The following is a 21,340-nucleotide window of genomic DNA, read 5'->3' as shown; positions in this document are numbered from 1 at the left end:
CAGGCTTGATCTTGAGTAAGGCGCCCAAGCCTCACGGCTTACAAACCATATTTCTGCAGCCGACGGTAGAAGGCTGACCGGCTCAGGCCCAAGGCCATCGCAGCGGCACTGGCACTACCGTTATGGCGGCTCAGGGCAATGTGTATCAGCAGCTTCTCGGCGTCCTCCAGCGACAGGGTGTCGAGCCCTGCGGAATCGGCGGGGCGTTGCCCAGGCGCAGCCTGATGGGGCAAGGCCAGGTCTGCCGTTTCAATGACGCTGCCACGGCACAACAGGGTGGCACGCTCCATGGTATGGGCCAGTTCACGGACATTGCCAGGCCAGGCGTAGGCTTGCAGGGCCTGGATGGCAGAGGCCGACAAGGGCCGGCCGGGCTTTTGATAGCGCAGGGCCTGGCGACTCAGTTCATGTTGCGCCAGGGCGAGCAGGTCCTCTTGCCGCTCACGCAGCGGCGGCAGATGTATCGCCACGCTGTTGAGCCGGTACAGCAGGTCCTGCCGGAAGCTGCCTTCGGCGACACGTTCGGCCAAGGGCGCATTGGTCGCTGAAATCAGCCGTACATTGCTGAGTTGCGCTCGACTGGAGCCCAGCCGCTCGAATTGGCCGGTCTCTAGCACCCGCAACAGTTTGGCTTGCTGGCTCAATGGGATATTGCCGACTTCGTCGAGAAACAGCGTGCCTTGATCTGCCAGTTCAAAGCGCCCTATCCGTGCTTCCCGTGCATCGGTAAAGGCGCCTTTCTGGTGCCCGAACATCTCGCTCTCGAACAGGCTGTCGGCAATCGCCCCCATGTTGACGGTGATCAGGCTGGCATCAGCACGACGGGAGTGGCGGTGTATCCAGGCGGCCAATTGGCTCTTGCCGGTACCGTTCTCTCCCGTCAGCAGAATGTTGACGTCGGTCGAGGCGACCGACGCCAACTGCGCCATGACGGCTTGCATGGCGGGCGACTGGCATATCCAGGGGCGATCCTGGGCCTCTGCCTTCAGCAGGGTGTTCTCGGCGGCCAGCCTGGCGCCACGCCGGTGGCTCTGCCGCAGTTGGGTCAGATTGCGCACGATGCAGGCCAGGCGGGTGTTGTCCCAGGGTTTCTCGATAAAGTCGCTGGCACCCAGTTGCATGGCCTCTACGGCAATGCTGACCGTGCTCCAGGCCGTCATGGCCACAATGGGTAAATCGGGCTGGCTGGATCGCACCTGGGCAATCAGATCCAGACCTTCGCGTCCCGAGGTCGTGTCACGGCTGTAGTTCAGGTCGGCCAGCAGCAGGGCGTAGTCTTGCTGGGCGATGGCAGCCAGGGCCTCCTCGGGCGATGCCACCAGGTCGCAATGCCAACCCTCGCTCTTGCAGAATAGGCGGAGGGCGGCACGCACGGCGACGTCGTCATCACAGACTAGCAGTGGCAGGGGGGCAGGCGCGGTGGTGTTCATCAGTGCTGACAGAAACCCGTCTTCATCTTGGTGCGGGGCGCTTGAGTGTTGCAGTCGTACTGGCGGTTGCAGCAATACGGGCTGGGATCAGGCGTACTCCACCTGTAGGCACCGAGCATGAGCGGACGCTGGCGCTTCCGCTCATGCTCGCCTGCAGGCGCGACTCGCAGCATACAAAGAAATGCCACACTGCGCCTGTTCCTTGCCTATTCGTAGCGTAAGGCTGCGCTGGGGATCAGGGCGATGGCCCGGCGTGCCGGAATCAGCGTCGCCAGCAGGATGACGGCGGAGATCAGCAGGCTGACCAGCAGCATGGCCAATGGTACTGCAAGGCCAACCTGGTAGAGCAGTTCCGCCATGGCCGTGGTGACGCCCCAGCCCAGCAGCATGCCCAGTGGCAGGCCAATCAGCAGCTGCCTTACCCCTCGCCGCAGCAGCAGCCAGACGATGGCGCCATCGGTGGCGCCGATGGCGCGGCGCACACCGACCTCGTGGGTACGCAAGGTCACGGCACGGGCAGTAATGCCGTAGATGCCGCTCACTGCCAGCAGCAGGCTGATCAGGCCCAGTGCTACGAACCAGGCCCCCATCAGATCCAGGCCACCCGTATTGTCCTCATGCAATTGCTCGAAGCTGAACAACTCGGTCGGCGCCAGATTGGCATCGGCGCGGCTGATGGCCTGGCGCAGCAGTGCCAGTGTCGATGCCATGTCGCCACCGCCTACCAGGGCAATGCGCAGGGTATCGGGCACAGACTGGCGCAGGGGGCGGTAGACATTGGTCTGTACGCTGTCGTCACCGCCGCTGGGGCTGCCTTGCACCACTGGGCGGCTGACGCCTACCACGGTGATCCACTCGCCATCTGGCTCTGCAGCATTGATCCTGAAACGCTTGCCCAGCGGTGACACGCCAGGCCAATGCCGGTTGGCAAAGGCGGTATCGACCACCGCGACCTTGAGAGTATCGGCACGATCCTGATCGTTCAATGCCCGGCCGCTCAGTATCGGTATTTCCAGCGCAGCAAAGTAAGTGCTGTTGACACTGTAGAGCCCAGCATTGGGATAGCGGTCGTCGGTAATGGCGTGGCCTTCAGGCTGGATAAGTGTGCCTTCTGTCCTTCCATCACCGGGCAGCGCATTGGTCAGGGCGAAATGAGGCTGGCCGGGCAGGCTACGCAGGGCGGTATCCAGGCGTTGGAACAACTGCTCACGAGCCACTTTGTCGCGGTAGCCGGATATACCGTTGCGATCACCCAGGCGGGCAGTGGCCACGTCCTTGACCCGACAGCCGTAGTCGGCATGCAGGGTCTGGTACATGGCGTAGGTCAGGACACAGGCGGCCACCAGCAGCATGCTGCTGACCGCAATCTGTATCACCACCAGACTACCGCTTAAACGGCCGGCAGCCCGGCCTTGGCCATGGCGGGTACCATCGCGCAGCACCATCATCAGATCAGTGCGAGCATTGCGCCAGGCGGGTAACAGGCCGATGACCAGCGTGGAGACCAGCGTCAAGCCCATGGCAACCAGCACGATGGGCAGGGATAGGCCGAATTGCAGCCAGAAGGGCGCCTCTGGTGCGCTAGGCATGGCCAGCAGCACCTGATTGGTGGCAGCCAACGCCCAGGCTGCAAAAAACAGGCCGACCAGGCAGGCGCCTACCGAGAGCAGCAGGCCTTCGGCCAGCATATGACGCAACAGGCGATGGCGGGGTGCGCCCAGCGCCGAACGTATGGCGGTCTCCTGCTGTCGCTCGCTGGCGCGGGCCAGCAGCAGGTTGCCGGCATTGATCCAGACCAGCAGGAGCAGCAAGCCTGCCGCGCCACCCAGGGTCAGGTACATCGTGCTGACACCTTGTGTCGGTGACTGCACAAAGGGCACCACCATGGCACCTATCACCTTGTTGGTCTTGGGCCAGCTGGCGGCCAGGCGCTGGGCGATCACCGATATATCGGCACCGGCCTCGGTGATATCTACCGCCGGCTTGAGCCGCGCCAGAATCGTGACACGGTTGTCATCGCCAGGTGCGAAGTGTTTGGGGGCGGCAAAGGGTAGCCAGAGCTGCTCGGAGATGGGAAAGCGAAAGCCGGCAGGCATGACGCCGACGATGGTGGTCGTCACCCCGTCAACCTTGATCTGGCTGCCAATAATGGCAGGATCCTTGGCAAAGTGCTGCTGCCATAGGTCGGCGCCGATCACCATGACAGGTGCGGCTCCCGACAATTCGTCGCCGGCTTCCAGCTTACGCCCCAGCAGTGGCTGCACACCATGCAGTGCCCAACTGCCGGCAGTCAGGCGCGCGGCCACGAAGTTTTCAGGGTAGCGCTTACCCCCTATGGCGACCCGATTGCGCTGGGTGGGGTAAAGGTGCTCAAACCGGGTTTGCGCTTTGCTGTATTCCACAAAGTCGCTGTAGCGTATCTCGCTGCCGTTCTCCCGCCCGTCGTAGGTCTCCTTGATCACCACCAGCCTGTCGAATGAGGGCCAGGGCAGCCGGGTGAGCGCAATGGCGTGTATGGCGGCTGCCATGTAGATGGCAAAGGCCAGGCCTGCAGCCAGGGTAAGCAGGGTGAGCAGCGAAAAGCCCGGGGCTTTCAGCAATAGCCGCAAGGCATAGCGGAGGTCGGTCCACATGTTATTGCGCTCCCCAGGCCAGTTCGCGGCCTTGTGCCTGGCCCGTGGTGTTGAGATGGTCCTCCACCACGCGGCCATCAAAGAGCGCAACCGTACGCTTGGCCAGTGCCGCCGAACGCGGATCGTGGGTCACCATGCACAGGGTGGCGCCATCGGCATGTATCTGGTTGAGCAGGCTCATCACCAGCTCGGCATTGCGGGAATCCAGGTTGCCAGTCGGCTCATCGGCCAGTATCAAGGCAGGCTGCCCCACCAGGGCGCGTGCCACGGCAACCCGCTGTTGCTGACCGCCCGAGAGCTGGGCAGGGTAGTGCCGGGCACGATGCGCCATGTCTACCCGTTCCAGCGCCTCCTTGACGCGTTGCCTGCACAGCTGCTTGCTCAGGTCATCGCGGTACTGCAGTGGCAGGGCCACGTTTTCTTCCACGCTGAGATCAGAGATCAGGTTGAAAGCCTGGAAAATGAAGCCGATCTCGCGATTGCGCAGGCGGGCACGGGCGCGGTTGTCCAGCGTTTCGACAGCCTGCCCGGCCAGTGTATAGCGTCCGCTGCTGGCGTTATCCAGCAGGCCCAGTATGCCCAGCAGGGTGGACTTGCCGCAGCCTGAGGGGCCGCTGATGGAGACAAACTCGCCCTTTTGTATCTGCAGGTGCACTTCGTCCAGTGCGCGGGTCTCGATTTCATCGGTCAAGAACGATTTACTGATGCCTTGCAGGCTGATGACGGTGTCTGACATGGTGGGTTCCTGGGCAATACGGGATGTGGCAGCCGTTATCGGCTGAAGAGTACGCGAAGCCGTGAGAGTTGGTGTAATGGTCAGGGTTGGTCGCAGGCTCCTTGCTTCGAGGTGGGTGGGCCAGAGTCTGTTGGCGCAGGCAACCCTGGCGTTGTCGCCAGGGTTGCCCTGGTGCCTGCTCACCGCAGGCTTACCCGTTGATGGGTGCGCCAGCTGCTGGTGTCAGACACCACGATACGATCACCGGCCACCAGGCCAGCCTTGACGACGATGCGATTGATGGCGGCGGTGCCGAACTGCACGTCCAGGCGTTCGGCTACGCCATCGGCGCCTATGCGGTAGACACTGGCAGGGCTATCTGGCTGGCTGAAGACCGGGCGGGCCACCTGCAGCACATTGTCGATACGGGCCACTTCAATGCTGCCATCCACGCTCAGGTCGGGCCGGGTGCCCTTGGGCAGGTCACCGCGGAGCTTTACATCTACCCGCACGGTGCCATTGCTGACGCTGGGCGCCACCCGCAGCACTTCGGCGGGGATCAGCGCGTTGCGTATGTCTATCTTTGCGGTCTGGCCAGGGGCAAGATCACGGGCCTGGGATTCCTGTACTTGCAGTTCGGCATAGAGATCACCCGCCTTGGCCAGCTTGGCCAGCGCCGTTCCCACCGCCACCGCCTGACCCGGCTGTAGCTCCAGGGCCTGCACGGTCCCGGCCACGGGTGCACGTACGCTCATGGCGGCTACCTGGTCTTCGGCGCGCTGCAAGGTCTTGCGTAGGCGTGACACCACGGCTTCGCGGGCCGCCAACTGGGCCCGCAGGTTGGCGCGGCCTTTCTGCAGCCGGTCACGCTCCAGCGTGAGGGTTTCATTCAACTGCTTGAGATTCAGCTCGCTGCGCTGAAAACTCAGGCGCGAGACTATGCCTTCCTTGACCAGGCTGGCCTCTGCCGTCAATTGCAGCCGGGCGCTTTCCGCTGCGTACTCGGCCTTGGCGATGGTGGCTTGCTGGTTCAGTTGCTCGCCATCCAACTGGGTGCGCAGGGCGTTCAGCTCGGCTTCTGCCTCCTGCAAGCTCCAGCGGGTTTCTTCAGCCAGTTGGTTGAGGGCGGGGTTGACCAGCTGCACCAGCAGGGTGCCCGCCTGTACCTGTGCACCCGCCTGCACGGCCACCCGTTCGACCCGGGCATCACTCTGGGCTGAGATCAGGTGCACATCACTGGCCCGCAGCATGCCGCTGCCATGCACGGTCACCTGCAATGGACCGCGCTCCACCACGCTGGTGCTGACACCGAGCTTGTCTACTTTCAGGCTGCCGGGGTTGGATCGCAGGCCCGCGACCACAATGCCGGTCAGCAGTATGGCGGCAAGAGCTGTCCAGACAGATCGGCGTTGCCAGAGGCGGGGTTTACGGCTAGGGCGAGGAACATCCATGGTGCTTCCAAATGATCGGGGTGACCAGAATGGAAGAGCAGATAGGGTGCCAGATTGTTAATCTATTGATTATTATGGAATTTGTTCGTTTCTTGGAAGGTGGCCTGACTATCAAAGTCCCATATGTGGGATCGCCGTCATCCCAAAAATGGGACGGATACTCCCGTGCCATGGTGTTGCGTGTAAATCTCGAGCTGACCCCCTGGCGATCACCACCCATGGGTGTGCGCGGCAAGAGGGGGTACTTACTCAGTCTGTAATCGTGAGATTGACGGTGGATCCGTCCGGTAGGTCTTTGATCTGATAGGCGAGTAGGCCAGAGCAGCGTATCAGCTCCAAAAGGGGCACTGTGCCGAGATTGGTCCGATCGTAAAGGCCGCCCAAGACGCCGGGAATCTTCAGGCAGTATTTATGGCCATTGTTTAGCTCACCCAGCAATGACCTTGCTTCATTCACGAGGGCTTGCATGTACCAGTCATGCAAGAAATCCTGGTCCAGTGATAGCTTCTCGAGTTCTGTGGCATTTGCCGCGACAATTTCACAGTAGGCATCCTCAGGGCAAAGTCGCCAGTAGCAGCCATCGTCATCGCGCAGCATCAAATTACCGAAAGCATTCTCACCGACCAGCTCCATTGGTCGAATGCCGGTCCATCCCCATGCCTCTTCAACGGCGCCCAGTATGGACATGGCTAGCCCTTCAGCACGCTCAAGGCCAACGCTTCTGCCACCTTGATGCCATCCACGCCGGCCGAGAGTATCCCGCCGGCGTAGCCTGCGCCCTCGCCGGCCGGGAACAGGCCACGGACGTTGAGGCTCTGGCAGTCCTCGCCTCGGGTAATACGCAGGGGGGAAGAGGTACGGGTCTCGACTCCGGTAAGGACGGCGTCGTGCATGTCGAAGCCCTTGATCTGCTTGCCGAAGGCCGGCAGTGCTTCGCGTACGGCCTCGATGGCGTAGGCGGGCAGGGCGGTATCGAGATTGCCCAGCTTGACCCCAGGCTTGTACGAGGGTTCCACGCTGCCCAGTTGGGTAGAGGCGCGGTTGGCGATAAAGTCGCCCACCAGTTGGCCTGGCGCTTCGTAGTTGCCGCCGCCCAGCACGAAGGCGCGGGATTCCAGCTCGCGCTGGAACGCCACGCCTGCCATGACCCCACCGGGGTAGTCGTCAGGGGTGATGCCGACCACGATGCCTGCGTTGGCATTGCGCTCATTGCGTGAATACTGGCTCATGCCATTGGTGACCACACGGTTGGGTTCTGAGGTCGCCGCTACCACCGTGCCGCCAGGGCACATGCAGAAGCTGTAGACCGACCGGCCGTTGCTGGCATGGTGTACCAGCTTGTAGTCGGCTGCGCCCAGCAGGGGGTGGCCGGCATGCTTGCCGAAGCGGGCCTGGTCGATCAGCGATTGTGGGTGTTCGATGCGGAAGCCGACCGAGAACGGCTTGGCTTCCATGAACACGCCACGATCATGCAGGGCCTGGAAGGTATCGCGGGCACTATGGCCCAGTGCCATGACGACATGGTCGGTACGCAGCTGTTCGCCGCTTTCCAGTACCAGTCCACGTACGGCACCGTCTTCGATCAGGATATCGGTTACTTTTTGCTCGAAGCGGACCTCGCCCCCCAAGGCCGTGATGGTCTCGCGCATTCTTTCGACCATGCCGACCAGGCGGAAGGTACCGATGTGCGGCTTGCTGACGTAAAGAATCTCGTCGGGTGCGCCTGCCTTGACGAATTCGGCCAGTACCTTGCGGCCCAGATGGCGCGGATCCTTGATCTGGCTGTAGAGCTTACCGTCGGAGAAGGTACCGGCGCCGCCTTCGCCGAACTGCACGTTGGATTCCGGATTGAGCACATTCTTGCGCCACAGCCCCCAGGTGTCCTTGGTACGCTGGCGCACCTCCTTGCCACGCTCCAGCACGATGGGGTTGAAGCCCATTTGCGCCAGCAGCAGCGCGGCAAAGATGCCGCAGGGGCCAAAACCCACTACCACCGGCCGGTGCTGGAGATTGGCAGGCGCCTGGCCCACGAAATGGTAACTGGTGTCGGGCGAGGGGCCGATCTTGTTATCGCCGGCCATGCGCTTGAGTAGGGCGGTCTCGTTGGCGACCGTGATATCCAGGGTGTAGATCAGGGTCAATGGATGACCACGGCGGGCGTCGTAGCTGCGCTTGAACACCTCGAATGCCAACAGCTCGGCAGGCTTGATCTTGAGCCGTTGGGCAATGGCTGCCGGCAAGGCTTCGGGAGCATGGTCTAGTGGCAGGCGGAGTTCGTTCAGGCGCAGCATGGTGTTTCCAGTCGGGAAGGCAAGTTCACGGCAGGGTCTGGCCTGCCGGTTCAGCGTAATGCAAAGCCGCCGGACACGAGGCCGGCGGCAACACCCTCTATTGTAAGGCATCCTTAGGTGAAGAGCCTGATATGAACTTTCAGGCGCTATCGTGTCGATGCCTGCAAGCACTGCGCCGTCATGGTGAGTTTGCCTACAAACCACCATGGTGGTTATGGCATAGTGCGCGCCCCTGCACTGCACGAAGAAAAACATGAAGCAACACCGTCGCATGTCCCGTCGCCAGCAACTGTCGCGCCTGCTGGTGCCATGCACCCTGGCCTGGTCGGCCGCTGCAGCCGATATCGGCGAGGGAGCGCTTGTGCCGCCAGCGCAACCGCCTAGCGAGACCTTGGTCGTGAATGGCAAAAAGGCGGGGGAAACCGATCTGCGTCGTCAGTCCACGGCAGGCAAGATCGTGGTGGGCCGGGAGGAGATCAGCCGCTATGGCGATAGCGGGCTGGGCGAGGTGCTCAAGCGCTTGCCAGGACTGAGCGTCTCGGGCTCGGGCCGTAGCCTGCAGGTACGCATGCAGGGCATGGGTAGCGCCTATACCCAGATACTGATTAATGGCGAGCCGATAGCCCGTGGATTTTCGCTGGATACGCTGACGCCTTCGCAGATCGAGCGCATCGAGATACTGCGCGCGCCCACGGCTGAATACAGCGCCCAGGCCATGGGCGGCATACTCAATATCGTGCTGCGCGAAGGTAGCCGCAAGCAGACGACAGAACTGAGCTTGCGGGGCCGCTACAGCGGGCAGGATCAGTATGCCCAGCCCCAGCTCAATCTGCAGCGCTCGGACCAGTTGGACCGGCTGGGCTACACCGTGGGTGCCCTGCTGCGCCATTACGACCAGACTGAACACGATACTTGGCAGCAGATGCAACGCTACGATGCTGCCGGGCTGCAGCAGCAGGATGAGCTGACGCTTGATCGCTATAGCGCGCGCGGCGTGTTGTTCAATCTGATGCCGCGATTTAACTGGCGCTACGGCGAAGGCGATAGCCTGAGCTTGCAGATGCTGCTGTCCCACAATGTGGATACAGGCCAAGGTGAGGTGCAGCGCCGGTCTTTGCTGGCAGGTACCGCGCCTGACTACGATGGCTCGCTGGGCAGTGTGGACTGGCGATGGGGGCGGGCGCAGGGCACCTTGATACGGCAGATGCCGTTGCTGGATGGTGGCAAGCTGTCGCTGCGCTGGATGGCCGGACAAGGCAGTAGCCATGAGGACAACCGGCGGGTGTTCAGTGGTGTGCTGTCGCCTGGCACACCGCTGCTGGTACACGAGAGGCAGCACAACCGTGACCTCAGGCTGGCGCACAGCGGCAAATGGTCGCTGCCCTTGAGCGAGGCTGAGCACAAGCTGGAACTGGGTTACGAGACCGAGTGGAAGCAACGGCGCGAGCACAAGACCCGAATGGCGGACGGGGTGGACTTGGACGCCGGGCTGGGGCGTGAGTTGACGGCCTCGACCTGGCTGTTGGCTGCCTATGGGCAGGATGAGTGGTCGGTGAACGAACAATGGTCCATCTATGCCGGCCTGCGTTGGGAGCAATTGGTCAGCCGCAGCCGCGATGCCCAAGCCAGCCTGGACCGCCGTAGTCGAGTGCTGAGCCCCAGCCTGCAGACCGTCTGGCGATTACCGCATAGCAAGCAGGACCAGTTACGCTTTGGCGTATCGCGCAGCTATGCCGTGCCAGACCTGGGCAACCTGCTGACCAAGCCACGGCGGGTGGACGACAATACCGAGCTGACGCCAGACCTGGCGGGCAATGCGGCACTTAAGCCCTCACTGGCCTGGAAGTTCAATGCGGCCTACGAGCACTATCTGAGTAAGAACGGCATGCTGAGCGCGGCCCTGAACCATCAGCAAATACAGGATATGGTACGGCAACGTACAGGCAGGGAAGGGGAGCGCTGGGTGCGCCGCCCCTACAACCTTGGCCGGGCCAGCCTGACAGGCGTGGAGCTGGAGGCCAAGTTTACGCTGGCCGAGCTGATGGAACAGGCCATACCCCTGGACCTGCAACTGGCCTATAGCCGCTACTGGTCGCAGGTACAGGACCTGCCGGGGCCTGACAATAGACTGGAGGATCAGGAAACCGAACGCCTGAAGCTGGGGATGGATTACCGGCTGGCGTCGCTGCCCTTGACGCTGGGGGGTAGCTACAACTGGTCGCCCGGCCAGGTGGTGCAATTGGAGGCCGGTACCCGGCGCCGCAAGGGTCGTGAGCGCTCGCTGGATATGTATGCGGCGTGGCGCTTCAGCCCACAGGCGCAACTGCGGCTGACCGCCAACCAACTGGGTGCCGGTGACGACCGGCAGACGGAGTCACGGCAGACCGAGGCGGGCCGGAGCGAGCAGCACAGCGTGGAGCGAAACGCGACCTATTGGTCGGCCACTCTGGAACTAAAGTACTGATCGGAAAACTGTTTAGGGCTGCAGGCCGGAGAGGGCCTGGGGTAGAATGCGGCTGCCATGCTTACTACCCAGGTCCACTGATGTCCGCTCGTCCCGATTCGCCCTGTGTGGCACGTTGTTCTACCGCCCTGGGGGACGAAACCTGCATGGGTTGCGGCCGCAGCTTTATCGAGGTGGCGCAATGGGTGGCCATGACGGATGCCCAGAAGGAGGCCGTATGGCAAAGACTGACGGCCTACTGGGCCGCCCGTGGCGAGCCGCCACCCTGGCTGGCGCGCGGCCGCAATGAGGCAGAAACATTGACGTGGGACTGAGGGACCTCGCCAGGAATCGCAGCCCGGAACGTTAGTTGACCAGCCGCCCGCCGCTGGTAAATACCGCCAGATCCACCAGGCTCAGTGCCCGTCGACGGGTGCTGTCCAGTTGTAATCGCACTCCCCCCATATCGCTACGGTAGCTGGCCAGGCTCTGGTGCAGCTTGAACGGGCTGGCATCGCCACCGCCCTTGCGCAAGGCATCCACCAGCATGCGTGCCGCCATATAGCCTTCCATGGAGGCGTAGCTGGGTGGCTCATCGCGGTATTTCTTGAGAGTGCCGACAAACTCGCGTGCCACGGCCGAGGTCGGATTGTAGGGTGAGGGCACCAGGGCGCTGATGGCTACCCAGCGAGCCGCCTCTGGCCCCAGGAACTCCTGCAAGGTCTGCGGATTGATCCAGCTCAGGGCGTAGAAAGCGGTACCTGGGCGGCGCTGCTGGTAGGCCTGCACAAAGGCCGCCGAGGCAATGGTGGGCGCGGCCAGGATGATGGCCTGCGGATTGATGCTCGCCAGCGTATCGGCCGCGCCGTCTACCTCCAGGCTGTTGCTGGCCAGCCTGACCCGCCCCACCAGCTGGGTCTTGCTGCCTTGCAACTGCTGGATGATTTCCACGCCGGCAGCTCGGCCCAGGGCATCGTCGCCGGTCACCAGGGCAATCCGGTTCAGGCCCGAGCTGGTGGCAATTCGGCTGATCTTGGCCAGCTCGTCGGCTGAACTGGCACGCAGGTAATAGACCGGGTTGGCGGAGGGCAGATTGATGCCCACATAGGGGGCAACCATGGGTATGCCCTGGCTGGCAATGCTGCGGTCGGCCAGCACGGCCTTGACGTTGTCGGCACCGAAATAACCAAACAGGGCGGCAGGCGCATACTGGGCCACGCCCTTGCGGCTGAGCGCCACGGTATTGGCCTGTTCGCCCTTGTCGTCTTCCACCACCAGCCTGACTTCGCGCCCAGCGATACCGCCTTTGGCATTCAGTTGGTCCAGGTAGACCTGGGCGCCGGTGACAAAATCACGGCCGGTGTCGCCATTGGGGCCGGATAGGTCGGTTACCTGCAATATATGGATGGGATTGCCTGCAGCCATGGGCTGCAGGTGCATCAGGGCCAGTATCACGCCGGCCAGCAGTAGAGGAGTGCGCATGCCAGATCACCTTGCAGATTGCGAATGGTGACAGTGTGGCGGGCAAATATTGTGGCCTGATGAAGGAAGCGCTAATGAAGCAGGGCGAGGTGCCTATTCTTCTGCTTCTTCTTCGGCATTGCGCATGCGCGTGAGCACTTCCTGTACGGCTGCCTCGCGGTCTGCCTCGCTCAGTTCGAGATTGTTCTGCTCTGCTGCGGCATCCACCATCTTGCGTGCCAGCTCTTCCTGGCTGTCCGTGGAATCGGTCGTCACTTCGTCCGCACTCTCTTCTGTTGTGGCAGGCGTCACACCTGTCTTGAACGGGCTGCTGGTATAGCTGCTAACACCGGAGGAAATCGTCAGCAGGATGGCTACTGCGGCACCTGCGATCACCCAGGGGCCATTCGGTTCATTGGGGGCGCCGTAGTCATTGGTATCGGCATTGCCGGGGACAACCCATAAGGCCAGCGAGCCGAGGACGATGATGGCATACACCACCATGGCTGCCTTGGGCGAGCCGGTGATCAGCATCATGCCGCTGAGCGGGAACAGCAGCAGCCATTTGCCGCTGAGGCCGATATCGTGCAGCCGCAATGCCATGTAGCGCAGGCTGAACACCAGCATCAGGACGACCATTGCAGCAATGGCAACCCAGCCCAATGCCACGGCGCCGAGGATGGCGGCGAGCACCAGGGGAAACAGGAAGGCCGTGCTGTAGGCGATATAGCGCAGGCGGTTGAGGCGGCCTTCAAAGCTGAAAGAGAAGAAAGCCGGGGTATGCGTTTCTTCCTGCTGCTCCTCCGTTCGGCCTGGCTGCCGCCGATAAGGATTGCCGTCGGCGTTATCGCGCGCCGTGGGTTTGGGCTCGCGCGCTGCAGCCATCATCCGTGGCATGTCGGCGCCGCACTCACGGCAGAGCGTACGCTTGGGCTGCACAAACTGGCAGGAGGGACAGGTGATGGTTTCCACCTCAGGCACCGGCGCTGCCGCAACGGGCGATGCTGCCGGCGCATGTGATGGCTCGGGTGCCAAGGGAGCGACAGGCGCCAGGCTCAGCGGCGCCGTGGCAGGTGCCTGTACCACTGGGGCGTGCAGCACTTCCACGCCTATCTCTCCCAGTACCTGCTGATAGCGCGGTAGGGCAGCAATGGGCAGGGCCTTTTTGATTACCGTGGGCTGGCCTGCCAGCATGGCCTGGGCTTTTTCCTCACTGACCTTGAGCAGCTGCGCCAGGGCGGCGACGGCGGTAGCGTGTTGATAGCCCGGCAGCAACAGGCCGCTGAGTGAGAGTTGAACGTGGTCGGACATGGCGGAGCGAGGAGGTGAATAAACAAACGAGCCGCGCATCATCCCTGTCTATGTAGAGGCTGGCAAGCTTGTTCTTCACCGGTTGGTACGCCCACTGGGGTGCTCTAAGTATTTGATTTGCCTGGCTTGGCTATGACTTCGTCATTGAGCGTTGCTGATGGCGGATTTCCCGGGGGGCGCCTGACATTTCGTCGGCACTGTACGTCATTCGCGCCCGTCTACCTGCACTTGGTCGCAAGCCGGTCGCGACTTGCCAAGCACTCAGCCACTATGCCAACCATGCAAGGCGGGCAGGGGCCTGCCAGATAAACCCACCAGGAGCCAAACCATGCAACGCAACCCATTGAACGACCTTTTCCAGTCCTGCCTGATTCTGGGTCTGCTGGCTTTGTTCAGTGTCGCCATCGTGTCCGATCTGCGCCAGCCTGCAACCCAGCAGGATGCCGCGCAGCAGCAAGTGGCGCAGACCGCCAAGGCGGCTCGCCATGCTTGAGCCACTAGCGATAGTTTCCCCACCGGGGCCGGGCGGCAGAACACGATGTTTGCCGCCAGCCCACTGAGCAGCCCGTGAGTTCCCTCACGGGCTGTTTTGTTTTGCGGCCAGGGGTTAGGTGGTGACCTGGAATCCTTCGGCCTGCTCGCGCAATTGCCGGTAGTGCGCCAGCAGCGTGCGGCGATCCGATGAGACTGTTTCGTCAGCCAGCGCACCGCAGGCACGCAGGGTGTCATGGTGCTGGGCGACAGCATCCAACAGCCAGTCGCATCGGGCCAGGGTACGGGGGGTGCAGGTCTGGCCGCGCAGATCGTCATCCAGGTCCAGCCGGTGCGAACGCCAGCCTTCCTGCCAGTACAGCGCCTCCAGCTCGCCCTTGAGCGCCTGGCGCCAGTGCTTGATGATGCCATCCAACCAGTCGCGCACATCCAGCGTGGCCCCTGCTGCGTTCAAGTCTGCACGCAGCCGCAGATAGCATTCCAGCGCAATTTCCTTCTCCAGCCGGAAGGCCGCCAGGGTGGCATCCTGCCCCTGGGCCTGTTCCAGTTGCAGCAACCAGGCAAAGTAGTTGCGGGTCTCGAAGCGCTCGGCCAGATGGTGCTGGGGCACATCGTTGCCCATGCCGGCAGAGTTAAACTGGCGCAAGGGATCAAACCGGTACATATAGCCAAAGTCGAACAGCCAAAGCTGCCGGCCATCATCCAGCAGATTGCCCGGGCAGTAGTCCCATTCAAACAGGCCATGGCGTACCAGCTCGGCACCGCTGTCGAACAACTGCAGCAGCTTGCGTTCGTCCCACTGCTGCACCGTGCCGCCCTCTATCCACGGCGAAACGATGATGCCATGGGCCAGCGAGCCATACAGCGTCGGTACCATGCCGGCAAAGCCGCCGTGGCGGGCCTGGATTTCGGCAATGTCACGCCGCCGCTGCAGCTCATTCAGGAACGAAGTCTGGCCGTCCAGATTCTGCACCAGGCATTGCGAACGGGCTTTCTTGATGGCATAGCCCACACCACCCTGCTCTAGGTGATGCACCCAGGCGGTAAGGCCAGACGATAGCGTTGCGAGCACCCCGTCATCGCCGGGCACCAGTGCTGCCAGCTGTGTCGGGTTGCGTGGGCAGAGGCCGGGATGGCCGAGTTCAAAATCCTGGCCGCTGGCGATAAAGGCCAACTGGGCCTGGTGGCGTAGGCTGTCTAGGGTAGGCATGCCGGGCATGATACCGGGGTAGTCATAAACTACCGAGTACAGGCCCAGCTTAGCTCATCGTCACCCAGTGATGGCTGGAGTCCACCACAGGCGCTCAGTTCGTGCTGGGGCGTGTCATCTCCAGCGGCACCATCCATTCGGCGTACTGCTGCTCGGTCAGGTAAGCCAGGGCCAGGGCGGCGGCCTTGAGGGTGGTGCCCTCCTTGTGGGCCTTCTTGGCGATCTCGGCGGCGCGGTCGTAGCCGATATGGCGGTTGAGGGCGGTGACCAGCATCAGGTTCTTGTCGAGGTTTTCATTGATGCGCGCCAGCGCCGGGGCGATGCCCATGGCGCAATGCTCGCGGAAGGCATCGCAGGCGTCGCTGAGCAGGGTGATGCTCTCCAGCACGTTATGCACCATGACGGGCTTGTAGACGTTGAGCTGGAAATTGCCCTGGCTGCCGGCAAAGGCCACGGCGGCATCGTTGCCGTACACCTGTACGCACACCATGGTCATGGCTTCACACTGGGTGGGGTTGACCTTGCCGGGCATGATGGACGAACCCGGTTCGTTCTCGGGTATGGTCAGCTCGCCTATGCCACAGCGCGGGCCGCTGGCCAGCCAGCGCACATCGTTGGCCATCTTCATCAGGCCGCCGGCCAGGGTACGCAAAGCGGCCGAGGTATTGACCAAGGCGTCGTGGGCGGACAAGGCAAAGAACTTGTCGGCAGCAGCGCGGAAAGGGTGGCCGGTCAGCTTGGCGATGTGCGCGGCGGTGCGATCGCCGAATTGCGGATGGGCATTCAGGCCCGTGCCAACGGCGGTGCCGCCGATGGCCAGGTCGTATAAGCCCGGCAGGGCGCTTTGTACGGTGGCGAGGCCAAAATCCAGCTGTGCCACCCAGGCGCCGATCTCCTGCCCCAGGGTAATGGGCGTGGCATCCTGCAAGTGGGTGCGGCCGGTCTTGACTAGGCCGGCGTGCTGGGCCGCCTTGTCGGCAAGCACATCGCGCAACTGGCCTACGGCGGGAAACAGGCGGCGGGCCAGCTCTTCAACCACCGCAATATGCATGGCTGTAGGGAAGGTATCGTTGGACGACTGGCCGCGATTGACATGGTCGTTGGGGTGCACGGGCTGCTTGCTGCCCAGCGTGCCACCGGCCAGCTCGATGGCACGGTTGGCGATCACCTCGTTGGCATTCATGTTCGATTGGGTGCCGGAGCCCGTCTGGAATACCACCAGGGGGAAGTGGTCATCCAGTTTGCCCGCGATGACCTCGTCGGCTGCCGCCACGATCAGCCGGGCCGGCTCGGCCGCCAGTTCACCCAGTTCGGCATTGGCTTCGGCGGCGGCACGCTTGAGCAAGCCCAGCGCGCGGATGACTGGCCGCTGCCAGCGAAAGCGGTCCACACCGATAGGAAAGTTATGGATGGAACGCTGGGTCTGCGCCCCCCAGTAGCGGTCGGCGGCGACGTCAACGGCGCCCATGGAATCGGTTTCGGTGCGATGCTGGCTCATGCGGGATTGTCCTGAAAGCGTACGCGAGAAGCCCGACCCAAATAGGGGTACGGGGCTAGATGAGAATCATTCTATTGTAGTGCGCCAGCATAGTCACCCCGGCGTAGCGCGTCGTAGCTGATGCCTAGTTCTGCACGATAGCTTGCATCCAGCTCGCCGCGCTTGATGCGGGCCTGTACCTCCTGCTCATAGCGCTCGAACAAGGGTGCCAGATGGGGTTTGTAGAAATGCTGCTGCGGCTGTGCGGCAATCAGCGGCGGCAACATCCGTATCTTAAGCTTCTTGCTCTTGGCAATCTGGCGCATCCAGATCAGGTCGTCGAACATGACATCTACCCGGCGCGCAGCCAGCTGGCGTACCCCGTCTATGGCGTCACCCACCATGACACTGCGCCAGCCATGGTAGCCATGTATGGGCGCCGGGTAGATATAGTCGGTCACCATGGCGACCCGCAGGCCGTTGAACTGTGCCAACTGCTCATAGCGCTGCAGGGGTGATTGCTGCGGCACCCAGGCGCCTACCAGCCAGAACTCGGTGGGAATATTAGTGGCCAGCCAGTGGGCAGGCAGGGCTTCCTTGTCGCCAAACAGCATGATGTCGATGCGGCCGGCATGGGCAGCGGCCACACAGCGGCTCTGGGTGGCCGATTGCAGCTTAAGGCCCAGGCCCATGTCGTTGAATATCTCCCGCATCAACGCCACCGTGATGCCGTAGTGGCCCCGCTCCGGGGTATAGGCAGCATAGGGCGCCCAGTCATCGAAGCAGACGGTGAATTGCTCACGCGCCTGGGCTGATGCCAGGGTAAGCCAGAAGATCAATAACACGGCAAGGCGACGCATGGTGGTGTGCGATCCGTAATTCCCGTTATTCAGGTTTAGTGTGTTTGCCGACAATTGGCAGTATTAAATGGTTCCGGCCGGTCTTGCTGGCTTGCTATGGTGTATGCACTATGATGCAAATATCGCAATTGTTGCCCTATCAGAAAGTGTCTGCCCATGAGCAAGCCGGTACTGATTGTCGACGATAGCCGCGTGTCGCGCATGCTGGCGCGCGCCTATCTGGAGGAGATGCGCCCTGGCTGGGTATTCTTTGAAGCAGCCAATGGCGACGAGGCCATCGCGGTGGCCGAGCGCGAGCCTATAGAGCTGGTGACGCTGGATGTGAATATGCCTGGCATGTCTGGCCTGGCTGCCGGTGAGCGTATCCTGCAGATACGGCCGGGTATCCACGTGGTGGTGCTGACGGCCAATGTGCAGAGCAGTGTGCGGCAGCGGGCCGAGACCCTGGGCATGCACTTTCTGCAGAAGCCAGTGACCGAAGCCACCATTACCCGCCTGCTGGAGTTGGTGGAGGGCGAATGAACAACTACCTCAGCCCGCTGCAGCATGATGCGCTATGCGAGATTTTCAATATCAGCGTAGGGCGAGCTGCGGCTGCCATGAGTGGATTGGTGGGCGAAGAGGTCAGCCTGTCGGTGCCGGCCATGCGGTTTTGCCGGCTAGATGAATTGAATGACCGCATAGGTTGGGCGCAGTGGCGCCATGTGGATGCCGTGGCCCAGCATTTTGCCGGCAGCTTTGATGGCGATGCCCTGTTGATGTTTGCCGACGACGATGGCGAAGAAGTGGTCCGCCTGATGCTCAATTCGCTGAAGCAGCCGGTGGATGTCGAAGCGCTGACCAGCGATGCCCTGGCCGAGGTAGGCAATGTACTGTTGACCGCCTGCCTCTCGGCCCTGGCCGATATCATGGCCGAGGATTTCGATTACTCGCTCCCCAGCCTGTGCAGCGGCAAGGGGGTGGATGTGCTGCTGCAGCGGGGGGCCGAGCCGGAATGCCAGGTACTGTTCCTGCACATACAGTTTCTGCTCGAAACCAAACGCATTGAAGGCTATCTGGCGTTCTTGCTGGGTGTCTCCTCACTGGATGGCTTGCGCAACGGGGTCGACCGGTTCCTGGGGCACCTGGGGGCGGCGGTCAATCACGGATGAGCGACGCCATGCGCCCCAATGAATTGAGCATGACGGTGCTGATGACACCGGACATGGCCAATTTCTCGGGCAACGTCCATGGTGGCGCCATACTCAAACTGCTTGATCAGGTGGCCTATGCTTGCGCCAGCCGCTATGCCGGCAGCTATGTGGTGACGCTGTCGGTGGATCAGGTCACCTTTGCCCAGCCCATCCATGTGGGCGAGTTGGTCACCTTTCTGGCCAGCGTCAACTACACCGGCCGCAGCTCCATGGAAATCGGCATCAAGGTGGTGGCCGAGCATGTGCGCCAGGGCAGCGTACGCCATACCAACAGCTGTTTCTTTACCATGGTGGCGGTAGACGACGACGGTAAGCCCGTTGCAGTGCCACCGCTGGCACTGGATAGTGCCGAAGCCCGTCGGCGCTATAGCGAGGCCCAGCTCAGACGCCAGCACCGGCTGGATTATGCCGAGCAGCGCGAAGCCATGAAGCAAGGCAGCAGCCAGGCCAAGGCCCCAGATTGATCAAACTACGCCCAGGCGCCCTTGGCCGGTTCGCCTACCAGTCGTTCTCATCCAGGCCCAGTACCGGCAGGCGCATGCCAGGGTCCTGTCGGTAGAACTGGCGCAATTGCTCGTAGATGGCCGGGTACTCGGCATGCAGCAGGTGCGGCAACTCAAAGAAGTATTCGGATAGCACGGCAAAGAACTCGGCCGGATTGGTTGCGCCATAGGGGTCGATACGTACCGGCTCGCCGTAGTCTACCCTGCGGCGAAAATCCTGATAGCCCCGCTCGAAGGCACGGCTCCAATCGGCCTGCACCATGCCGGCATGCAAGGGCGGAAAACCATCGGCGCGGCCATTGAGCATGTCGAGCTTGTGGGCACACTCGTGTATCACCACATTGCGGCCATCCAGTGCTGGCCCCTGGCGGCTATCGGGCCAGGACAGCAGGATAGGGCCATCGCTACGCGCCATGCCCGACACATTCTGCGCCCCCTCATGCATCAGGCCCTGCTCATCGCGCCAGGCCTCGCGGCTGACAAAGGCACCGGGGTAGATCACCACGTCGTGCCAGCCCTGATAGGCCGTATCGTCCAGATTGATGATGGGCAGGCTGGCCTGCGCCGCGATGGTCAGCAAACGGTTCTGGCTCAGCGCAAAGCCATGCGCCCCACTGATGGCCTTGTGGCTCAGGAAGTGCCGCATGCGGTCTTCCAACCTTTGCCACTCCTCTGTACTCAGGCCTTGCAGCAAAGGCATCTGCCGGCCCAGCTCCGGCCAGGCTGGGTTGGCCAGCGGGTCATGCTCGGATTTGCGGCTGAGGAAGTTGAACATGGTGGTATCAGTAGTCGTAGTACCGATCAGATGCAGCCGTAGTTGCCAAACACAAGAGGGGTCTACACTGGTGGGATCCCGCCACCATCGAGCTGGTCATCTTGCAAGGAGCATGTCATGTCGCGTCTCGCCCGTCATACCTGCCTGATCCTCTTCACCGCAGCCGTCTGGGCCAACCCCGCCATCCGGCCGGGCATGTGGTCCATTACCAGCAAGATGAATATGGAAGGCATGAAGGTCAATATCCCGCCGACGACCGTCAAGCAATGCATGAAGCCCGAAGACGCCCAGAACATGACCCGCCCGGCCATGCCCAAGAGCCCCGATGGCAAGGCGCCGGCCTGCACCATGCTGAGCAACAGCATGACGGGCAACACCATGGTCTACCGCATGAAATGCACCGGCGCCCAGCCCAGCGAGATCAGCGGCAGCATGACCTTTGGCACGGACAGCTACAGTGGAAAGACCACCGTGGACAGCATGGGGCCGCAGGGGCGGATGCGCATGAGCACCGAGTTCAGCGCCAAGCGTTTGGGCGACTGCAAATAGCAGCACCGATTTTATTGAAAGCCTGTGTAAGAAAAGCGTGGGCGGCCAGACCAAGGTGCACGGCGGATGCGTTCGGGCTCTGCCGGCAACACCGGATAGCCAGCGTTGCCGGCCAAACCCGATGCCGCACCGACGATACCTCCCCACCTTTTACTCAGGAGCACAGCATGAACGCACGTACCCTCAAATCGGCCACTTCCTTCGCCCTCGCCGCCGGCGCCTTGGCACTGGCCGCTGGCGCCATGGCCGCCGATGCCCCCAAGGGCTCGTCCGGCAAGGCAGTTGCCGCCAACGACAAGGTGCACTGCTACAACGTGCATGACTGCAAGGGCAATAGCGACTGCAAGACCGCCGAGCATGGTTGCAAAGGCCAGAATGCCTGCAAGGGCCATGGCTTCAAGGCCGTGACCGCCAAGGAATGCCTCAGCAAGGGCGGCACCATAGGCGACCTGTAATCGGCCATGCCAGGCACCCGGCCCCAGGCCGCCAGACGGTGGCATGGCCCGGGTGCAGCGCACCGATAGCGCGCATTGCCTGCGCTGCGGC

Annotated in this window: 20 protein-coding genes; 8 read left to right on the top strand and 12 right to left on the bottom strand. The window is 62.3% G+C overall.

Annotation, left to right across the window (positions count from 1 at the left end):
• Nucleotides 1-38: 38 nt before the first annotated feature.
• The 6 genes from QWZ03_RS02490 to QWZ03_RS02465 all read right to left on the bottom strand — a co-directional run bounded on the left by QWZ03_RS02490 (nt 39) and on the right by QWZ03_RS02465 (nt 8,520).
• Nucleotides 39-1,430, bottom strand: coding sequence for a sigma-54-dependent transcriptional regulator (locus QWZ03_RS02490; protein WP_290331279.1), 1,392 nt, complete (start codon nt 1,428-1,430; stop codon nt 39-41).
• 206 nt (nt 1,431-1,636) lie between these two features.
• Entirely contained in the window at nt 1,637-4,063 is a 2,427-nt protein-coding gene (locus QWZ03_RS02485) for an ADOP family duplicated permease (protein ID WP_290331278.1), read from the bottom strand.
• Between the two features lies 1 nt (nt 4,064).
• Entirely contained in the window at nt 4,065-4,799 is a 735-nt protein-coding gene (locus tag QWZ03_RS02480) for an ABC transporter ATP-binding protein (RefSeq protein WP_290331277.1), read from the bottom strand.
• 179 nt (nt 4,800-4,978) lie between these two features.
• Entirely contained in the window at nt 4,979-6,229 is a 1,251-nt protein-coding gene (locus QWZ03_RS02475; RefSeq protein ID WP_290331276.1) for an efflux RND transporter periplasmic adaptor subunit, read from the bottom strand.
• Between the two features lie 249 nt (nt 6,230-6,478).
• Nucleotides 6,479-6,916, bottom strand: a complete 438-nt coding sequence (locus QWZ03_RS02470; RefSeq protein ID WP_290331275.1) for a T6SS immunity protein Tdi1 domain-containing protein — start codon at nt 6,914-6,916, stop codon at nt 6,479-6,481.
• A 2-nt stretch (nt 6,917-6,918) separates the two neighbouring features.
• Nucleotides 6,919-8,520, bottom strand: coding sequence for an NAD(P)/FAD-dependent oxidoreductase (locus QWZ03_RS02465; protein ID WP_290331274.1), 1,602 nt, complete (start codon nt 8,518-8,520; stop codon nt 6,919-6,921).
• A 253-nt stretch (nt 8,521-8,773) separates the two neighbouring features.
• Between QWZ03_RS02465 and QWZ03_RS02460 the strand changes: the two genes are divergently transcribed.
• Nucleotides 8,774-10,984, top strand: a complete 2,211-nt coding sequence (locus QWZ03_RS02460) for a TonB-dependent receptor plug domain-containing protein (RefSeq protein WP_290331273.1) — start codon at nt 8,774-8,776, stop codon at nt 10,982-10,984.
• 80 nt (nt 10,985-11,064) lie between these two features.
• Nucleotides 11,065-11,298 (top strand): DUF1289 domain-containing protein, encoded by a 234-nt coding sequence (locus QWZ03_RS02455; RefSeq protein ID WP_308447502.1) that lies wholly within the window; start codon nt 11,065-11,067, stop codon nt 11,296-11,298.
• 31 nt (nt 11,299-11,329) lie between these two features.
• Here QWZ03_RS02455 and QWZ03_RS02450 read toward each other — a convergent pair whose 3' ends face one another.
• The gene (locus QWZ03_RS02450; protein WP_290331272.1) at nt 11,330-12,445 is read right to left on the bottom strand and encodes an ABC transporter substrate-binding protein; all 1,116 of its coding nucleotides are present in this window, start codon (nt 12,443-12,445) and stop codon (nt 11,330-11,332) included.
• Nucleotides 12,446-12,538: 93 nt separating this feature from the next.
• The gene (locus QWZ03_RS02445) at nt 12,539-13,735 is read right to left on the bottom strand and encodes a DUF805 domain-containing protein (protein WP_290331271.1); all 1,197 of its coding nucleotides are present in this window, start codon (nt 13,733-13,735) and stop codon (nt 12,539-12,541) included.
• 328 nt (nt 13,736-14,063) lie between these two features.
• Between QWZ03_RS02445 and QWZ03_RS02440 the strand changes: the two genes are divergently transcribed.
• On the top strand, nt 14,064-14,228 hold the full coding sequence (locus tag QWZ03_RS02440) for a hypothetical protein (RefSeq protein WP_290331270.1): 165 nt from the start codon (nt 14,064-14,066) through the stop codon (nt 14,226-14,228).
• 114 nt (nt 14,229-14,342) lie between these two features.
• Here the strand turns inward: QWZ03_RS02440 and QWZ03_RS02435 are convergent, their stop codons facing one another.
• From QWZ03_RS02435 to QWZ03_RS02425, 3 genes are all read right to left on the bottom strand, one after another.
• Nucleotides 14,343-15,437 carry a protein kinase family protein gene (locus QWZ03_RS02435; protein WP_290331269.1) on the bottom strand — a complete coding sequence of 365 codons (1,095 nt, stop codon included), beginning with the start codon at nt 15,435-15,437 and terminating at the stop codon, nt 14,343-14,345.
• Between the two features lie 94 nt (nt 15,438-15,531).
• Nucleotides 15,532-16,935 (bottom strand): class II fumarate hydratase, encoded by a 1,404-nt coding sequence (fumC, locus tag QWZ03_RS02430; RefSeq protein ID WP_290331268.1) that lies wholly within the window; start codon nt 16,933-16,935, stop codon nt 15,532-15,534.
• A 71-nt stretch (nt 16,936-17,006) separates the two neighbouring features.
• Nucleotides 17,007-17,774, bottom strand: a complete 768-nt coding sequence (locus tag QWZ03_RS02425) for a substrate-binding periplasmic protein (protein WP_290331267.1) — start codon at nt 17,772-17,774, stop codon at nt 17,007-17,009.
• Between the two features lie 156 nt (nt 17,775-17,930).
• Between QWZ03_RS02425 and QWZ03_RS02420 the strand changes: the two genes are divergently transcribed.
• From QWZ03_RS02420 to QWZ03_RS02410, 3 genes are read left to right on the top strand one after another with little or no spacing between them, the layout of a single operon-like run.
• Nucleotides 17,931-18,296, top strand: a complete 366-nt coding sequence (locus QWZ03_RS02420) for a response regulator (RefSeq protein WP_284194545.1) — start codon at nt 17,931-17,933, stop codon at nt 18,294-18,296.
• On the top strand, nt 18,293-18,925 hold the full coding sequence (locus QWZ03_RS02415) for a chemotaxis protein CheX (protein ID WP_290331266.1): 633 nt from the start codon (nt 18,293-18,295) through the stop codon (nt 18,923-18,925). Before QWZ03_RS02420 ends, QWZ03_RS02415 begins: the two co-directional genes overlap by 4 nt.
• Nucleotides 18,922-19,431 carry an acyl-CoA thioesterase gene (locus tag QWZ03_RS02410; RefSeq protein WP_441302630.1) on the top strand — a complete coding sequence of 170 codons (510 nt, stop codon included), beginning with the start codon at nt 18,922-18,924 and terminating at the stop codon, nt 19,429-19,431. The genes QWZ03_RS02415 and QWZ03_RS02410 overlap by 4 nt, the downstream gene beginning before the upstream one ends.
• A 34-nt stretch (nt 19,432-19,465) precedes the next feature.
• On the opposite strand, the gene QWZ03_RS02405 is transcribed toward QWZ03_RS02410, so the two are convergent.
• Nucleotides 19,466-20,245 carry a M90 family metallopeptidase gene (locus QWZ03_RS02405; protein ID WP_290331264.1) on the bottom strand — a complete coding sequence of 260 codons (780 nt, stop codon included), beginning with the start codon at nt 20,243-20,245 and terminating at the stop codon, nt 19,466-19,468.
• A 117-nt stretch (nt 20,246-20,362) separates the two neighbouring features.
• On the opposite strand from QWZ03_RS02405, the gene QWZ03_RS02400 reads away from it, so the two are divergent.
• Nucleotides 20,363-20,794 carry a DUF3617 domain-containing protein gene (locus QWZ03_RS02400; RefSeq protein WP_290331263.1) on the top strand — a complete coding sequence of 144 codons (432 nt, stop codon included), beginning with the start codon at nt 20,363-20,365 and terminating at the stop codon, nt 20,792-20,794.
• Nucleotides 20,795-20,961: 167 nt separating this feature from the next.
• Nucleotides 20,962-21,249 (top strand): BufA2 family periplasmic bufferin-type metallophore, encoded by a 288-nt coding sequence (gene bufA2 / locus QWZ03_RS02395; protein ID WP_284194540.1) that lies wholly within the window; start codon nt 20,962-20,964, stop codon nt 21,247-21,249.
• Nucleotides 21,250-21,340: the final 91 nt, after the last annotated feature.

This window comes from Chitinimonas viridis (assembly GCF_030409555.1).
Taxonomy (GTDB): Bacteria; Pseudomonadota; Gammaproteobacteria; order Burkholderiales; family Chitinimonadaceae; genus Chitinimonas; species Chitinimonas viridis.
The sequence above is the reverse complement of the archived record's forward strand: the minus strand, read 5'-3'. Positions and strand labels throughout refer to the sequence as shown.

Excerpts from the sequence above, each read along its gene's own strand:
- QWZ03_RS02400 (WP_290331263.1), top strand. The coding sequence starts at position 20,363 with ATGTCGCGTCTCGCCCGTCATACCTGCCTGATCCTCTTCACCGCAGCC.
- QWZ03_RS02425 (WP_290331267.1), bottom strand. The coding sequence starts at position 17,774 with ATGCGTCGCCTTGCCGTGTTATTGATCTTCTGGCTTACCCTGGCATCA.
- QWZ03_RS02405 (WP_290331264.1), bottom strand. The coding sequence starts at position 20,245 with ATGTTCAACTTCCTCAGCCGCAAATCCGAGCATGACCCGCTGGCCAAC.
- QWZ03_RS02490 (WP_290331279.1), bottom strand. The coding sequence starts at position 1,430 with ATGAACACCACCGCGCCTGCCCCCCTGCCACTGCTAGTCTGTGATGAC.
- QWZ03_RS02445 (WP_290331271.1), bottom strand. The coding sequence starts at position 13,735 with ATGTCCGACCACGTTCAACTCTCACTCAGCGGCCTGTTGCTGCCGGGC.
- QWZ03_RS02465 (WP_290331274.1), bottom strand. The coding sequence starts at position 8,520 with ATGCTGCGCCTGAACGAACTCCGCCTGCCACTAGACCATGCTCCCGAA.
- QWZ03_RS02420 (WP_284194545.1), top strand. The coding sequence starts at position 17,931 with ATGAGCAAGCCGGTACTGATTGTCGACGATAGCCGCGTGTCGCGCATG.
- QWZ03_RS02440 (WP_290331270.1), top strand. The coding sequence starts at position 14,064 with ATGCAACGCAACCCATTGAACGACCTTTTCCAGTCCTGCCTGATTCTG.
- fumC (WP_290331268.1), bottom strand. The coding sequence starts at position 16,935 with ATGAGCCAGCATCGCACCGAAACCGATTCCATGGGCGCCGTTGACGTC.
- QWZ03_RS02480 (WP_290331277.1), bottom strand. The coding sequence starts at position 4,799 with ATGTCAGACACCGTCATCAGCCTGCAAGGCATCAGTAAATCGTTCTTG.
- QWZ03_RS02410 (WP_441302630.1), top strand. The coding sequence starts at position 18,922 with ATGAGCGACGCCATGCGCCCCAATGAATTGAGCATGACGGTGCTGATG.
- QWZ03_RS02485 (WP_290331278.1), bottom strand. The coding sequence starts at position 4,063 with ATGTGGACCGACCTCCGCTATGCCTTGCGGCTATTGCTGAAAGCCCCG.
- QWZ03_RS02460 (WP_290331273.1), top strand. The coding sequence starts at position 8,774 with ATGAAGCAACACCGTCGCATGTCCCGTCGCCAGCAACTGTCGCGCCTG.
- QWZ03_RS02455 (WP_308447502.1), top strand. The coding sequence starts at position 11,065 with ATGTCCGCTCGTCCCGATTCGCCCTGTGTGGCACGTTGTTCTACCGCC.
- QWZ03_RS02450 (WP_290331272.1), bottom strand. The coding sequence starts at position 12,445 with ATGCGCACTCCTCTACTGCTGGCCGGCGTGATACTGGCCCTGATGCAC.
- bufA2 (WP_284194540.1), top strand. The coding sequence starts at position 20,962 with ATGAACGCACGTACCCTCAAATCGGCCACTTCCTTCGCCCTCGCCGCC.
- QWZ03_RS02435 (WP_290331269.1), bottom strand. The coding sequence starts at position 15,437 with ATGCCTACCCTAGACAGCCTACGCCACCAGGCCCAGTTGGCCTTTATC.
- QWZ03_RS02475 (WP_290331276.1), bottom strand. The coding sequence starts at position 6,229 with ATGGATGTTCCTCGCCCTAGCCGTAAACCCCGCCTCTGGCAACGCCGA.
- QWZ03_RS02415 (WP_290331266.1), top strand. The coding sequence starts at position 18,293 with ATGAACAACTACCTCAGCCCGCTGCAGCATGATGCGCTATGCGAGATT.
- QWZ03_RS02470 (WP_290331275.1), bottom strand. The coding sequence starts at position 6,916 with ATGTCCATACTGGGCGCCGTTGAAGAGGCATGGGGATGGACCGGCATT.